Source organism: Chryseobacterium aurantiacum (assembly GCF_003020585.1).
Taxonomy (GTDB): Bacteria; Bacteroidota; Bacteroidia; order Flavobacteriales; family Weeksellaceae; genus Chryseobacterium; species Chryseobacterium aurantiacum.
Genome location: NZ_PXUE01000003.1, coordinates 100,617 through 116,013, shown reverse-complemented (window position 1 = coordinate 116,013; position 15,397 = coordinate 100,617). Strand labels below are relative to the sequence as shown.

The 15,397-nt window shown below is 35.8% G+C and carries 13 protein-coding genes; 7 read left to right on the top strand and 6 right to left on the bottom strand.

The window, feature by feature from the left end; all coding sequences use genetic code 11:
- Positions 1-45: 45 nt before the first annotated feature.
- Positions 46-1,539: a DNA recombination protein RmuC gene (gene rmuC / locus C7D53_RS12740; RefSeq protein WP_394337083.1), complete on the bottom strand. Its 1,494-nt coding sequence runs from the start codon at positions 1,537-1,539 to the stop codon at positions 46-48.
- Between the two features lie 161 nt (positions 1,540-1,700).
- Here rmuC and C7D53_RS12735 point away from each other — a divergent pair, with 161 nt between their 5' ends.
- From C7D53_RS12735 to C7D53_RS12715, 5 genes are all read left to right on the top strand, one after another.
- A complete protein-coding gene (locus tag C7D53_RS12735; RefSeq protein ID WP_106917118.1) occupies positions 1,701-2,375 on the top strand; it encodes a response regulator transcription factor in 675 nt (224 codons plus the stop codon).
- Position 2,376: 1 nt separating this feature from the next.
- Entirely contained in the window at positions 2,377-3,738 is a 1,362-nt protein-coding gene (locus C7D53_RS12730) for a HAMP domain-containing sensor histidine kinase (protein WP_106916835.1), read from the top strand.
- Between the two features lie 236 nt (positions 3,739-3,974).
- On the top strand, positions 3,975-5,249 hold the full coding sequence (locus C7D53_RS12725) for a TolC family protein (RefSeq protein ID WP_106916834.1): 1,275 nt from the start codon (positions 3,975-3,977) through the stop codon (positions 5,247-5,249).
- 88 nt (positions 5,250-5,337) lie between these two features.
- Positions 5,338-6,453, top strand: a complete 1,116-nt coding sequence (locus tag C7D53_RS12720) for an efflux RND transporter periplasmic adaptor subunit (protein WP_106916833.1) — start codon at positions 5,338-5,340, stop codon at positions 6,451-6,453.
- The gene (locus C7D53_RS12715) at positions 6,453-9,551 is read left to right on the top strand and encodes an efflux RND transporter permease subunit (protein ID WP_106916832.1); all 3,099 of its coding nucleotides are present in this window, start codon (positions 6,453-6,455) and stop codon (positions 9,549-9,551) included. The genes C7D53_RS12720 and C7D53_RS12715 overlap by 1 nt, the downstream gene beginning before the upstream one ends.
- Before the next feature lie 67 nt (positions 9,552-9,618).
- Here the strand turns inward: C7D53_RS12715 and C7D53_RS12710 are convergent, their stop codons facing one another.
- Together C7D53_RS12710 and C7D53_RS12705 are read right to left on the bottom strand one after the other, a co-directional pair.
- Positions 9,619-10,374: a DUF5995 family protein gene (locus tag C7D53_RS12710; RefSeq protein WP_106916831.1), complete on the bottom strand. Its 756-nt coding sequence runs from the start codon at positions 10,372-10,374 to the stop codon at positions 9,619-9,621.
- Between the two features lie 131 nt (positions 10,375-10,505).
- On the bottom strand, positions 10,506-10,742 hold the full coding sequence (locus C7D53_RS12705) for a hypothetical protein (RefSeq protein WP_106916830.1): 237 nt from the start codon (positions 10,740-10,742) through the stop codon (positions 10,506-10,508).
- Between the two features lie 265 nt (positions 10,743-11,007).
- On the opposite strand from C7D53_RS12705, the gene C7D53_RS20940 reads away from it, so the two are divergent.
- Positions 11,008-11,175, top strand: coding sequence for a bacteriocin-like protein (locus C7D53_RS20940; RefSeq protein WP_162926170.1), 168 nt, complete (start codon positions 11,008-11,010; stop codon positions 11,173-11,175).
- A gap of 35 nt (positions 11,176-11,210) precedes the next feature.
- On the opposite strand, the gene C7D53_RS12700 is transcribed toward C7D53_RS20940, so the two are convergent.
- The 3 genes from C7D53_RS12700 to C7D53_RS12690 all read right to left on the bottom strand — a co-directional run bounded on the left by C7D53_RS12700 (position 11,211) and on the right by C7D53_RS12690 (position 13,557).
- Entirely contained in the window at positions 11,211-11,681 is a 471-nt protein-coding gene (locus C7D53_RS12700; protein WP_106916829.1) for a YciI family protein, read from the bottom strand.
- Positions 11,682-11,807: 126 nt separating this feature from the next.
- The gene (gene pncB / locus C7D53_RS12695) at positions 11,808-12,986 is read right to left on the bottom strand and encodes a nicotinate phosphoribosyltransferase (protein WP_106916828.1); all 1,179 of its coding nucleotides are present in this window, start codon (positions 12,984-12,986) and stop codon (positions 11,808-11,810) included.
- A gap of 94 nt (positions 12,987-13,080) precedes the next feature.
- Positions 13,081-13,557, bottom strand: coding sequence for a Dps family protein (locus C7D53_RS12690; protein ID WP_106916827.1), 477 nt, complete (start codon positions 13,555-13,557; stop codon positions 13,081-13,083).
- A gap of 210 nt (positions 13,558-13,767) precedes the next feature.
- Here C7D53_RS12690 and C7D53_RS12685 point away from each other — a divergent pair, with 210 nt between their 5' ends.
- Positions 13,768-15,354 (top strand): hypothetical protein, encoded by a 1,587-nt coding sequence (locus C7D53_RS12685; protein WP_162926169.1) that lies wholly within the window; start codon positions 13,768-13,770, stop codon positions 15,352-15,354.
- The last annotated feature ends 43 nt before the right edge of the window (positions 15,355-15,397 follow it).

Below are 15,397 nucleotides of genomic sequence, written 5' to 3'. Positions count from 1 at the left end.
TTTTAATTTTCTTTACTGGATTTCAACAGAATAATATTTTGTCTTTTATTCAATTAAATTAGTGTTGTCGATAAGACTTTTGGGGAGTTCTTTTTTATTTTTAATTCCCAATGATTTTAATTTTTGAGTCTGAATGACAAGGTTGTCATTTCCGGTATAAAGCTGTTTGTAGGCATCATTATAAACATTTTTAGCAAGATCAAGATTTCTTCCTACTTTTTCGAGGTTATCCACAAATCCTACAAATTTATCATAAAGTCTTGCTCCACGATCTGCAATTTCCAATGCATTTTTATTTTGATACTCGCGTTTCCAAAGATCTGCGATCAGCTTTAGGGAAGTGATTAGGTTACTTGGGTTCAAGAGAAGAATTCTCCTGTCGTAGGCATAGTTCCAAAGGTTTTGGTCTGCCTGCATAGCTGCAATATAAGCGGGCTCACTTGGGATAAACATCATGACAAAGTCCAGAGATTTTCCATAATCGTCATAAGCTTTTTGGCTAAGCTGCATGATATGGTTTTTGATAGAACCTAGATGTTGATTAAGCTTCATCATGTAAACATCCTGATCTGTTTCATCCACCAATTCTGTGAAAGCCGTAAGGGAAACCTTAGAATCAATAATGACATTTCTTTCATCGGGATATTTTACAACGGCATCGGGACGCATTTTTTTTCCTGAGAATTCAGAAAACAAAGCTTTGTTGTCTTCATCACGAAGTTCGTGTTCCAGAAAATATTCTCTGCCCTTTACCAATCCTGATTTTTCAAGGATACTTTCCAAAATCATTTCACCCCAGTTTCCTTGGGTTTTGCTTTCACCTTTGAGGGCTCGGGTTAATTTTTTTGCATCTTCAGAAATTTGTTGGTTCAGTTCTGCAAGTTCCTTTACTTTTTCAGCAAGGGAGAAACGTTCCTTGTTCTCCTTTTCATAGGCTTCATTCACTCTGTTTTTTAAGTCAGCAATTTTTTCCTGAAACGGATCAAGAATATTTTTTAAGTTATTTTGATTTAAAGTGGTGAACTTTTCAGTTTTTTCTTCCAGGATTTTATTCGCTAGATTTTCAAACTGCAATTTAGACTCTTCTTGTATTTTTGTAATTTCTTCCTTTTGAGTAGAAAGAGATTTTTGTAGGCTTTCATTTTGGGCAGAAAGTTCAGCATTTTTAGCGAAAAATTCCTGCTTCTCGGCAATAAGTGTTTCTATTTGAAAGCCCTGTTTTAAATTCGCTTGTTTCTGCTCCTGAAACTGATTATTCAAAGAAGAGTGCTGGGCAGAGATCTTGGCAAATTCATTTTTCAGGTCATTCAAAAGATCCTGCTGTTGTATATTTAATTCTTTTTCTTTGGTAAGATTTTGATTCAGCTCCTGAACTTTCAAGGCTGAGTTTTCAAGATCTGATTTGTTTTTAATGTGGAGAGTATTGAGTTCATCATAAGAACTTCTTGAAACCGTAGACGATTTCAACGCAAAATATAAAATAATGGCTCCCAATAATCCGCCGGCAATACATCCAATAATTAAATATGTCATCTCCATTTCTCAAAATTATGAAAAAAGGCTGGAAGTTGTTATTGAATGATTCATTTCGAAATGGTATTGTTGTTATTATTTTAAAGCTTGAAAAATTTTCGCTTCTTGTTTCTGGCTTCCTTTCTTCAACCAGAATCCCTATATTTATGGGAAATTTCAGAAACATTATGAATATCTTATTGGTAGAGGACGATCAAAGAATTAGCAGTTTCCTGTTGAAAGGACTTTCTGAAGCCGGCCATAATATGACACTTGCTGATTCGGGGGAAAAGGCCAGAGAAATTCTTCATACCTATGATTTTGATATTATACTGATGGATATTATGCTTCCGGGATTGGATGGAATGCAGCTTACCCAAATCATAAGGTTTAAGGGAAATTACACTCCGATTTTGGTGCTGAGTGCCCTGAACAGTCCGGATGATAAAATTAAAATGCTGGATTTGGGGGCGGATGACTACTTATCCAAGCCTTTCCATTTTGAAGAGCTGATCTCTAGGATTAAGGCTTTAACAAGGCGTAATAAACTGAGCTATCAAAAAGAAGATCACTATCTAACTTGTGGGACTATTGTGATTGATACGGACCTTCATAAGGTGACTCAAAATGAAAAAGAGATTGAGTTTTCTCCTACAGAATATAAGCTTTTTACTTTTTTGATGGAAAATAAAAATAAGGTATTGAGCAGAACACAGATTTTGCACAATGTTTGGGGAATAGATTTTGACAGTACTACGAATGTGGTGGATGTGTATATTTCCTATGTTCGTAATAAAATTGATGAAACGCAACAGAAAATTATCCATACTGTAAAGGGAACAGGATATTTAATTAAAGATTGAAATGACTCTTAGGAACAGGTTTACCCTTATTTCAAGCCTTTCGTTTGGCATTGTTTCTATCATCACATCTGCGGTGATATTTTTTGCCTATTATGACAGTACAAAGATCTTTTATTTTGAAAAGCTTAGGAATACAGCACTTATTTCAGCTATCTATTATCTTGAAAAAGATGAACTACCCAAGAACAGGCATGCCCAGATTAAACAAGAATATAATCATCTTATCCAGAATAACAGGGTAGCGGTTTATAACCAGAATAATCAGGTTACTTTTGGTCACAATCTGAATGACAAAAATATTAAACCTATTCATTTACAAGCTGCCAGAAATAATAAGGGAACACAATTCATGGCTGGTAATGATTTCTACTACGGTATTTTTTATCCGGATAATCAGGGTGACTTTGTTGTATTTGTAAAATCGCCTAATGATTCATTTCAATCGCAGATTTGGCGACTTGCCATTATTATGATTTCTGTGCTTATTATCGGGTTGCTGGCCATTTATTTTTTAAGCAGATACCTTTCAAAGGTTGTATATAAACCGATTTCCAATGTGGTAGAGCGGATCAACAAAGTGGAATATAATAATATTTCTACAGCCATTACATCTACCAATACCAATGATGAGATTGAAGATCTGATTAAATCTTACAATAAATTATTAGGCCGTATTTCTGAAAATGTCCTGCTGCAACAGAACTTTATCAACTATGTTTCCCATGAATTTAAAACTCCTTTAGCCGCAATTTCCGGAAACCTGGAAGTATTTGCCCAAAGGGACCGAACTCCGGAAGAATATAAAAAGGTGGCCAAGGAATCATTGGAGAATGTTTATGAAATTGAAAATATTCTCAATAATCTTCTTCTGATGTCGGGAATGACAAAGCTTGAGGCCTCCCATAAGCAGGTGAGGATAGACGAACTTATCTGGAAAATCTATGAAAAACTGGAACCTAAGGCGAAGGAAAAACAATCTAAGCTTAAAATAGAGCTTCAGGTTACAAAACCAACCCTGCTTGAGTTTCCTGGGAATGAGACTCTTTTATATTTAGCGTTATATAATATTGTAGAAAACGCCATTAAGTATTCTCAGGACCATCCTGTGATTATCAATTTGTCAGAAAAAAATAATCAGTTGAATATAGAGGTTAAAGACCAGGGTAAGGGCATTCTCTCTGATGACCTTTTGAAGATTACAGAAACTTTTTACAGGGGACAAAATGTAGAAAATGTGAAAGGAAGCGGAATTGGATTGTCATTATCCAAAAGCATTTTTGATCATCATAATATCCTAATGAAAATTGATTCTGTTGTAAATGTTGGTACAAGTGTTCTTCTTGAATTTCCGGTTCATTCCTGATGTTTCTCTCTCATATTTTGCTGATTGGGTAAATTCAATATTCAATGGAAGCAGGTTTTAACCCACTTACATAATAGGCTCATAATTCTTTAGCCAAAATATAATTAATCAAATATAATTTACCGGAATAAAAATCATTCTAATCAAACTCTAATGTTGAACTAATTGAATTTTAATTTCACTCGAAATTGCCTCTAATGTTAGAAAAATAATTTTGTGGTTTTAAATAAGAGACCTTGAAGAAAATTTTTTTTACACTATTTTATATTCATTGTTTCAGTTTCTTTTCAGCACAGATTTCAGATACTCTGAGAATTGACAGAAAGGAAGCTGAAACGATTTTTCTTGCCAATAACCTTGATCTTATTGCCCAAAAACTTGAAATTTCTCAGGCAGAGGCAAGGGCAGTTCAGGCTAAATACTGGCCCAATCCTAAATTAAGCATCAGTGAAGTTAATCTGTGGAGAACTTATGATATTGAAGAGCAGCCTGCACTGATTGGAAACTGGGGAAAAAACACACAGATCTCTGCAGAAATAGAACAGGTAATTCAGACAGCAGGAAAGAGAAGAAAAAATATTGAATTGCAGAAAATTGAAGTTGAGGGAGAAAAGTATGAACTACAGGAAGTATTACGTGAGCTCAAAAAAACGTTGAGGAATACAATTACTGAAATTTTGTTCAATCAGGAACAGCAAAAGATCTATCAGGGGCAGATTGCATCCATTGAAAAATTAACGAAATCCTATCATAACCAATTGAATCTGGGGAATATTAGTAAGGCAGAGTATGTTCGTTTAAAGGCTCAGGAAATTGAATTCAAGAAAAAGCTTGTTTCATTGAAGCAGGAAATTGAAGATCAACAAGTGGAGCTGAAATCTTTACTTATGATTCCGTCCCATTCTTACCTTGTGATTTCAGATGTATTTACAATGCCGGAAAAACAACTTTCGGAAATAGAATTGACACAGTGGCTGGAAAAGGCAAAGGAAAATCGTCCGGATATCTTGATTTCAAAAAACAAAGAAAAGCATGCTTTTAAGAATCTTGAAATTCAAAATGCAATGAAGACTCCTGATGTAGCAGTTTCCATAGGGTATGACCGAGGGGGAAATATTATGAAAGACTTTATTGGATTAGGGGTTTCGGTTGATCTTCCGATTTTCGACAGAAATAAAGGAAATATTCAGGAAGCTAAGCTTGAAATAGAGAAAAGCAAGAATGAAACCCGAAAAAATAGGTTGAAGTCTGAGAATGAAATAGTCTCCGTTTTCAGAAATTATATCCGTACCCAGGAAGTTTCCGAAGAAATTGATGATGCTTACGAAGCTACATTAGACGGTTTGTTGGTGAGTCATGAGAAAAACTTTAGACTAAGAAATATCAGTATGCTGGAATACATGGATTTTCTGGATACCTACATTGGCAATAAAATGATCATACTGGATACTAAAAAGGAACTTAATCAATACTACGAAAACCTGCAATATGTTGTAGGACAAGATTTATAAGATGTAAAGCTGTCATTGAAAGAATCCCAGTGAATAGGGATACCGCAGACAACTATCCATTACCTTATAAAAATACAAACATCTACTTATGAAAATAAATACTACCCAATACATTGCAGTAATATATCTGTCTGCCCTGGTTACGCTTACAGGCTGTAAAGATCAAAAACAGGATAATGAAGCAGAAAAAACATACTGCATCAGCAAGGAGCTAAAAAAGGATATTAAACTTGCTAAAGCAGAAATGCTTCCCATAGAAGAAAGCATCACTCTTACCGGAGAAGTGGAGAGTAATTCTGATAAAACAGTTCCCTTTGTAAGCCTTGTAGATGGAGTGGTTACAGATACCTATTTTTCTTTGGGAGATTATGTAAAAAAAGGACAGATTCTAGCCAGTGTAAAAAGTACAGCGGTTAACGAAATGCAGGATGATACTCAAACCTTACAAGCGCAATTGGCTGTGGCCAAAAGAAAACTGGCTTCTGTAGAAGCCATGTATAAAGACGATATCGCTTCTCAAAAAGACCTTCAGGAAGCCAGATCGGAAGTAACCATATTACAGTCCAATATTTCAAAGACTCAAAAAAATATGCAGCTGTATTCTGCGGGGGGAAGTACCATTCAGATAAAGGCCCCTGCAGACGGATATGTTATTGCCAAGAATATTTCCAAGGGAATGCCGGTTACCGCTGGTGGAGATCAGCTTTTCACTATTTCTAATCTGGATAAGGTTTGGGTAATGGCGAATGTATATGCAACCAATATGAGGCACGTGTACGTAGACCAACCTGTTGTGGTAAAGACTTTGGCTTATCCTGATGATAATTTCTCAGGTAAAATCAACAATATATCACAGGTGTTTAATGAAAATGAAAGAGTATTAAAGGCCAAGATTATTATGGATAATAACGGGATGAAGCTAAGGCCAGGAATGTCAGCAGATGTTGTTTTGCCTGTTAATTCTCAAAATAAAAGCGCATTGGCTATACCTGCAAAGGCATTGATCTTTGACAACAATCAAAGTTATGTGGTAGTGTATAAAAAAGACTGTGAACTGGAGATAAGGCCTGTAACAGAAGTGGCTTCCAACAGCCAGTATATTTATGTAGAAGGAAACTTAAAGCAGGGAGAAAATGTAATTGCCTCTAATGGGTTACTGATCTATGAAAACCTGAAAAATCAATTAAATAAGTCGACCAAGTAATGCGAAAATTTGTACAGAATATAGTTTCCTTTTCGTTAAAAAACTCACTGATTGTTCTTTTAGGAACTTTTCTTTTGTTGGCTGGAGGTATTTATTCCTATATACATACTCCTATTGAGGCATTTCCGGATGTTACCAATACAAGGGTAAGAGTCATTACCCAATGGCCGGGAAGAAGTGCTGAAGAAATAGAGAAATTTGTCACGCTCCCAATTTCCAAGGAGATGAATGCGATCCCGAATAAAACTTCGGTGCGCTCCATTTCTTTATTCGGATTATCTGTGGTTACGGTCATTTTTGATGACCATGTCAATGATTTTTATGCCCAGCAATATGCTTCCAATAAATTAGGAAATGTAAATCTTCCGGGTGGAGCAGAATATAGTATTGAGCCTCCATCAGGAGCCACCGGTGAAATTTACAGGTATATTATTAAAAGTAAATTACCCATTAAAGAAGTTACCGCCATTCAGGATTGGGTGGTAGAAAGAGAATTGTTGGCCGTTCCGGGAGTTGCTGATGTGGTAAGCTTTGGTGGAGAGGAAAAAACATATGAAATAAAAATTAATCCTACGGAGCTACACAATTATGACCTTTCCCCCCTGGATGTGTATGAAGCAGTTTCGAAGAGTAATATTAATGTAGGCGGAGATGTAGTAGCAAAAGGAGATCAGGCTTATGTAGTGAGGGGGATTGGTCTTTTAGAGAAAAAAGAGGATATTGAAAATATTCAGATTGAGGTAAAAGGTTCTACTCCTATTTTGGTAAAGCACGTTGCTGAAGTAAAGGTTTCTGCAAAGCCAAGATTGGGTCAGGTAGGGTACAACAAAGAAAATGATGTTGTAGAAGGCATTGTAATCATGCTTCGTGGTGAAAATCCAAGTGAAGTGATTGCAAGACTTAAAGACAGAATAGAACAGCTGAATGGCGGAGAATTACCAGGAGATGTTCAGATTGTTCCTATTATTGACCGTACAGAACTGGTAAATACAACCGTTCATACCGTTTCCAAAAATTTGATTGAAGGGGTAATTCTGGTTTCCATTATTGTATTCATATTTCTGTATAACTGGAGAACTACATTTATTGTTGCCTCTGTGATTCCATTGGCATTCCTTTTTGCAATCATTATGCTGAAAATTCAGGGATTGCCGGCTAACTTGATTTCCATGGGAGCGCTTGATTTTGGGTTGCTGCTGGAGGGAACCCTGGTCATCGTAGAACATGTATTTGTTGCCCTCGAATTGAAAGCTAAAAAAATTGGATTAAAGAGATTTAATAAAATTTCTAAACTAGGAATCATCAAGAAGAGTGCAGGAAGTGTAGCAAGTTATATTTTCTTTGCCCTATTGATCCTGATTGTAGCCCTGATGCCGATCTTCTCATTCCAGAAAGTGGAGGGCAAAATGTTCTCACCTCTGGCGTTTACATTAGGCTATGCTTTGTTAGGATCATTAATTCTAAGCTTAACGTATGTTCCGGCGATGTGTAAGCTTTTATTAACTAAAAATATTGAAGAAAAAGAGAACTTTATTTCCAGATTCTTCAGGGTAAATATTTACAGAATCTACGAGTTCAGTATTCATCATAAAAAAGGATTTATCATTGGTTTTGTAGGGTTAATTGCAATTTGTGGATGGAAGTTCTCAAATTACGGTTCAGAATTTCTACCCAAACTGAATGAGGGAGCTATCTATGTACGGGCAACACTTCCCAACAGTGTAAATCTTGATGAATCTGTGCGGTTGACCAAGGAGATGAAAGAGATTTTGATGAAGTATGATGAAGTGAAATTTGTAATGACCCAAACCGGCCGTCCCAATGATGGAACAGATCCCACAGGATTTTTTAATATTGAATTTAATATCCAGCTGAAACCTGAAAAGGAGTGGAAGAAAAAAATATCCAAAGAAGAACTTCTTGAGGAAATGAGGGTTTCTCTTGAAAAATATCCTGGTATCAATTTCGGTTTCAGCCAGCCAATTCAGGATAACGTAGAAGAATATGTTGCCGGGGTAAAAGCTCCGTTGGTTATTAAAATATTTGGGAATGATTTATTTGAACTTGAAAATTATGCCAATCAGGTCGCTAATTCCATCAGAACCGTTCCGGGAATTTCAGATGTAAATGTTTTCAAAAATATTGGGCTTCCGGAACTGAGAATACAGCTTCACGATTCTAAAATGGCTAAGTATGGTGTTTCTACAGCAGATGCGCAGGCCGTAATTGAAATGACGATTGGAGGACAGGCTGCAACCAAGTTCTATGAAGAAGAAAGAATGTTTGACGTGATGCTGAGGTTTGAAAAAGAATACCGTGATACTCCGGAAAAAATGGGAAATATTTTGATTCCTACTCAGGATAATAAAAAAGTACCATTGAAGGAAATTGCAACCATCGACTATCATACGGGGCCATCCTTTATTTACCGTGAAGGAAACAGCAGATACATTGGAGTAGGATTCAATATCGAGGGACGTGATCTGGGAAGTACCATTGAAGAAGCCAAGATTAAAGTGGATAAAGATGTAAAGCTTCCCAAAAATCATAAAATGACCTGGGCCGGTGAGTTTGAAAGCAAAGAAAGAGCAGCAAAGCAGTTGGCAATGGTGGTTCCAATTTCCTTAGTTCTTATTCTTATGCTCCTGTATTTCAACTTTGGAAATGTAAAAGATACACTGATCTCATCCATCACACTGGCCTTTGCATTTATTGGAGGGTTTTTATCCCTATGGTTTACAGGAACCATCTTTGGAATTTCGGCAGGAATTGGTTTCATTATCCTTTTCGGAGTAGCTACCATTGACGGGATTGTCCTGATTGGGGTAATGAAAGAGAATCTTCAAAATAGAATGTCCCTAAAAGAGTCTATTTCAGAAGGAGTTAAAAGCAGAATTCGGCCGGTAGTAATGATTGCATTAATGGGGTCTATGGGACTTCTTCCTGCGGCAATGTCCAACGGAATGGGGTCAGAAATTCAAAAACCTTTAGCCATTATGATTGTTGGAGGACTTATCATCTGTATGCTGCTATCATTTACAGTATTGCCAATTGTATTTCATTATGCCTATCGTAAAAAGCATAAGGAAACAATATAGTTTCTTTTATTTTGTTCATTATGAGGTCGGGATCCGTGAGGAAGATCCCGGCCTTTTTTATTTTCTGTTAAACCGTTTTTGTTGATTCCAATATTTCGATATTTTTTATCACATCACCACTTTCACATTTTTTAAGTTCCCTGATAAGGGTAGGAGTGAGGAGTCTCGGGCTTACAATTTGGGTAGCAATCTTTGCTGCTGCATAATCAACAATACTAATGACTGATTCCCTGAGGAAATTTGGAGTGCTTGATGCTATTACAGCCGTTGCCCAAGAGGTTTCTCTCGCTTTGGAGATTGCAAAATCGAGTATGGCATTATCTTTTCCATTAGAAAGCTGATCAATAAGATCTACAGGGTAACATATTTTACTCAAAGAATCCTGAACTTTTTGGTTGATGAATGCAATGACATTATTAATATTTTCAAAGTCCCTTTTTAAAGGATTTATTTTTCGGTAAGGCATAATGGAGGCTGCCGAAACCCCCAAATCAAGATTGATATGGGCATTCATGCCAAGGAAGATATGCTGTAGAATCAATAGGTCCTTGTTTTTGGTTGCTTCAAAGGCCAGATACCATGAGTTTGTACATTTCTTGCCTTTGCTGTAGTTTTCCCATGCTTCAAGATACCTTTGTGCAAAAGCAATATCAAGCATTGTCATCCTTGGATTGTCATCAAATTTCTTCTGCTGGATTCCTTTTAAAACCTGTGCCGTCATAATGCGGTAAGTACAGGCAAAATATCCTGCCGGACTTTTGTTTTCCTTGCACCAGATAATAATGGCATCCAGTTTTTGTAAAACTTCTTCAATGGTTTTCATGGTGGTTTTTGTTTACTTAAAGATAATAAAAACCAAGGATCAGTGATGTATTGCTTTGAAAACGAGTGTAGTGATCTTTTTAATAATGAAAAAGTGAGCTAGGAAGCCCACTTTATGTATTGTTCATTAGGTTATGGAGTGATTTCAATGGGACCAGGAAAAGGTTCAAGAACCAATGGTTTGCACATGGCGGCCGGTTGGCAGGTTCCCCCCATACATATAAAATTAGTCATTGTGGTAGTGCCGTCAGGACATCTGATCATGCCCTCACCATGACATCCTCCGGGACATTCTGGCAGATATAAATACCCGCCGAATACATCTTTCAGTTTTGCTCTTGAAAGTTTTGATACATTAATTTTTTTCATGGAATTAATTTTTAATTATGGTATTGTTTGTTTGCAAACTACTCACAATTAGATTGATAAGTGGAATTGCTAATAAGCTAAAATAATTAAATTAATTCATTAAAACAAGAGATATGTTTTATATTTTTCGCATTATTTATATATAATTATTTGAAATGTAATAGATTAAAAAAGAAATTGTATATTTATTTCTACATAAAGAGAAATAAAAAAGAGGAATCCGAAAATCTTTAAGAGTAGGAAATTAAACTAAACAAAATTAATCATGAAAAATTTAAAAAACTTAAACAGGAAAGAGTTGAAAACTGTCTTGGGAGGTGCAGCATTGGCTTGTGAAACTCCTGTAGACGGAGGATGTCCGGCAGGATACACGTTTTGTAGTAATCCTTATTGCTGTTACCCACCAAGAAAACCGTATATCTGTTTTGATTAATAAAAAAATCCCTCAAGTGAGGGATTTGTTATTTCTTAAGGATTTTCCTTTGAGATTTCTTCATGGTGCTTAAGGTATAAAGGTAATGCAGCCGATCCATACCAAGGGAAGATTTCATAGCTGAAAACTCCGGCTTGAACTGCAGGATCTGTTTTTACCCATTGTTCGGCTTCTTCTTTAGATTTAGTGTTGAAAATAAACATTCCACGATAGTTTTCCTTATTCTTTTCCAGAAAAGGTCCGGCTACAACAATTTTACCCTCATCTGCCAGCTTGCCAATGTTGGCCATATGTCCCTTCATTAAAGAACCCATTTTGGTTTTATCTTCAATCTTTGCAGAACCGGTTGTAAGCATTACAATGGTGTAAGCTTTCATGCCATACTGGTCTGCACCGAGAGAAGTGGCTAGTTCTTGGTTAAATTGGGGTTTACCGATCTTTTTTTCCTGTGCAAAGGATAATGTTGAGATGAAGAGGGAAGTGATAAATAATGTTCTTGATATCATATTGTTTTGTTTTGATAAATATAATAAAACCTTATAAATTTTTGAAGCCGAAATTTCAAATGATGATGTAAAACAAAAAAACCTCGATGGTTACGAGGTTGTATTTAATATCTTAATAAGATGATGCTAATCTTTTATTCTTAAAAATTCTTTAGCAAGCTCAATCATCTTTGGGTCTCCGGTATATTTTCCATGTTCATCAGAAAGTTTTACCGTAGGAATCCATTCTTTATTGGGTGCCTGAACTCCAATAAGCTTCATCACAATGTTCATTGGCTTTAATCCTACATCATTCGTAAGGTTGGTTCCTATTCCAAAAGAAATTCCGATTTTTCCCCTGCAGTAATTGGTGATTTCTTCCACCTTTTCTAGATTCAAAGCATCGGAGAAAATGATATATTTAAACATCGGATTGATGCCGTTTCTTTGATAATGAGCGATGGTCTTATCTGCAAACTCCAAAGCATCACCACTGTCATGTCGTACCCCGTCAAAAAGCTTGGCGAATTTCTTGTCAAACTGCTGGAAGAAAACATCAGTAGTGTAGGTGTCTGAAAGTGCTACTCCCAGATCTCCTCTGTAAACATCCACCCAGTGCTCCAGTGCCATTTCATTGGCCATTTTGAAACCATATTCTGCAGCATGAAACATAAACCATTCATGAGCATGGGTTCCAATAGGCTTTACTCCATATTTCATGGCAAAGTGCACGTTTGAACTTCCGATAAATGTGGATTCTTTTTTCTGTGTCAAAGCCTCCATTACCAGATTTTGTACTTTATAGGAATGTCTTCTTCTTGTGCCGAATTCTGCAAATGTAACTCCAAGTCTGGCAAGTGATTCTGCTTTTTCAATGGTTTTGCTCATAACCACTTCATTAGAATCCCTTTCCATATGATTCATTTCATAATGAAGCTCACTGATAAGCGCCAATAAAGGAACTTCCCAAAGGATGGTTCTGTACCAAAGTCCTTCAACGGTTACAGACAGGTCACCTCCTTCCTGATGAATCTTTACCTCTGACGGGTCATAATGATAACCCTCCAGAAAATCCAGATAAGGAAGATCAATATAAGGGCAGGTTCTTGCCATGAATTTCTTCTCTTCCTTGGTAAGTTTCAGTTCAGCCATTTTGTTGACTGCTTCTTTTAGGGCAGCATCAAACCCATCAGGGAAGTGATGCTTACCTCTGTTGATGAATTCATATTTTACAATAGAGCCAGGAAATAATTTTACCACTGCATTTTGCATGGTTATTTTATAGAAATCGTTATCTAGAATAGAGTTGAGTCTTACGTCGTTCATAATATGTGTAATTTTAACGCAAATATAAAAATAAAAAATAAAATCGCCTAAATGTAAGGCGATTTTTTTGAAATATTTCGATGATCTTTATCGGTTATTTTCCTAAATAGGAATTGTACATCCAAACTTCTTTCTCCTGCTCAGTGATATAGTCGCTCATCTGAGAGTTTGTACCCTCGTCACCTGCTTTATCTGTAATATCTAAAAGCTCTCTTTGAAGATCAAGTACAACCTTGAATGAGTTTAAGATTTGCTCAACACTTTTGTTTCCATCACTTACTTCTTTGCTCTCCTGAATGGTGGCTACTTTTAAATAATCAGAGTAGTTGTGTGCCGGAGTAGCGCCTAAAGTAAGGATTCTTTCAGCAATTTCATCAATCTTTAAAACAAGACTATTATACAATTCCTCAAACTTTGGATGAAGTGTAAAAAACTGTTCTCCTTTGATGTTCCAGTGAGAACCTCTTGTATTCTGATAAAATACAGAGTAGTTAGCTAACAGTACATTTAACTTTTCTGCTATTTTCTTGCAGTCGGCCTCTTTAAGGCCAATAATACTAGCGTTTTTCATATGTATATATTTATTTTTTTAAGGTTATATCTCAATTGCAGACTTCATTCATATGACTGGAAATGAAGTTATGATAATAGCAATTTTGTAAGTTTATCATTTATGTATCACAAATTTACGAAATATCGTGCCGAACTCCCTTGCTTATTGATAGATGATAACTATAAGAAAATTTTTTAAAATAGTTTGGAAGTATTAATATTGCAAATAATGAAAAGTTTACTAACAACTGCGGCATTATTTTTTGGAATGTGTATGGTTTACATGCTCCTAATGCTTTCGGAAACCGAGGGTTATTTTACCTATATTCTGGATGATGCCTATATCCATCTTGCAATAGCTAAGAATTTTGCTTTTCATGGAGTGTGGGGTGTCACAAAGTATACTTTTTCTTCTACCTCTTCTTCACCGGTTTTTACTGTAATTTTAAGTGGTCTTATTTATCTATTTGGAGATCATGAACTTATTCCTTTGATTTTTAATTTACTATGTGCCTTTTTTGCAATATATTTTCTGAATAAATACTATGCAGATTATTTTAGTAAAACCAAGTCCATTATATTGAGTAATCTTTTTACATTGTTTTTTGCTTCTGTTTCGCTTCTTGTTTTTTCTGGAATGGAGCATGTGATGCAGGCATTGGTAATGGTTGTGAATGTTCTCTGCCTTGAAAGATGGTTGAGGTCTGAGTATAGAGATCGCTATTATTCAGGTTGGTTTTATTGTACCCTTGCTTTGCTTGGGCTGATCAGGTTTGATTTTATGTTCTATTTCTTATCGCTTGCCTTAGTTTTTCTGTTGCTGAGAAGATGGAAGCAGGTTGCCTGGGTACTGGTATTTGGTTTTATTCCCGTTTTAATTTTCGGATATTTTACTTATCAGGAAACAGGATATTTTTTTCCCAATTCAGTTGTTGTAAAGGGGGCCAAGTTTGATTTTTCTGATGCTTTCTTTAGGCAGATAGCCAGTATATTGTTTAATAAAATCTTATATAACCGTTATTTTTATTTTGCTGGTTTACTACCACTACTGCTTTCTGCAATTCTAATTGCCAAAGATGTTAAAAAGGGTTTGAGTTTTCAAAAAATTGTAGTAAATCATTTTCTTCTTATTGTTTGGTGTATTACATTGTTTCTGCATGGTACTTTCAGTCAGTTGACCAGATTGTATCGATATGAAGTGTATATATTAATAGGCTTTGCTATGGCTATTCTTCCAAGGCTCAGGTCTGTTTTTGAACAACGTAATTTTTTATTGAAAGAAAATAGACTTGTTTCTTCATTGCTCTTGCTGTCATGTCTTACTTTACTCTTGAAGATTGGGATTGTCAGCGATCTTATTGTGGTTGGAAGTAGAAATATCTATGAACAGCAGATACAGTCTGCCAGATTTCTGAAAAAATATTATAACGATTCTAAAGTGGTCGCTAATGATATTGGGGCAATCTGTTATTTTACTGATATTCGTCTGCTAGACTTTGAGGGACTGGGATCAAAGGAAGTGATGCCCTTTAGAAAAAGGTTAATAGGAATAGATGATCAATTTGAAAAATTCTTAACAGAGTATACAATCAAAAATAACTACCAGCTTGCAATAGCCTATGAAGAATGGTTAGAAGGGCATACTCCAAAAAACTGGAAAAAGGTTGCTGTTTTAACAATCAGTGGAAGCAATGCTGTGCTGGGGAGAGATCACTTATATATTTACTCCATTAATCCCAAAATTCACGGAGCTTTAAAAGAACAGGTGAGAAACTTTAAATGGAACAAAAATGTATCAGTTAAGCTAATCAACTAAATTCTTGATAGCTATATCATGTTCGGATTGTTTCCTTTTAAAT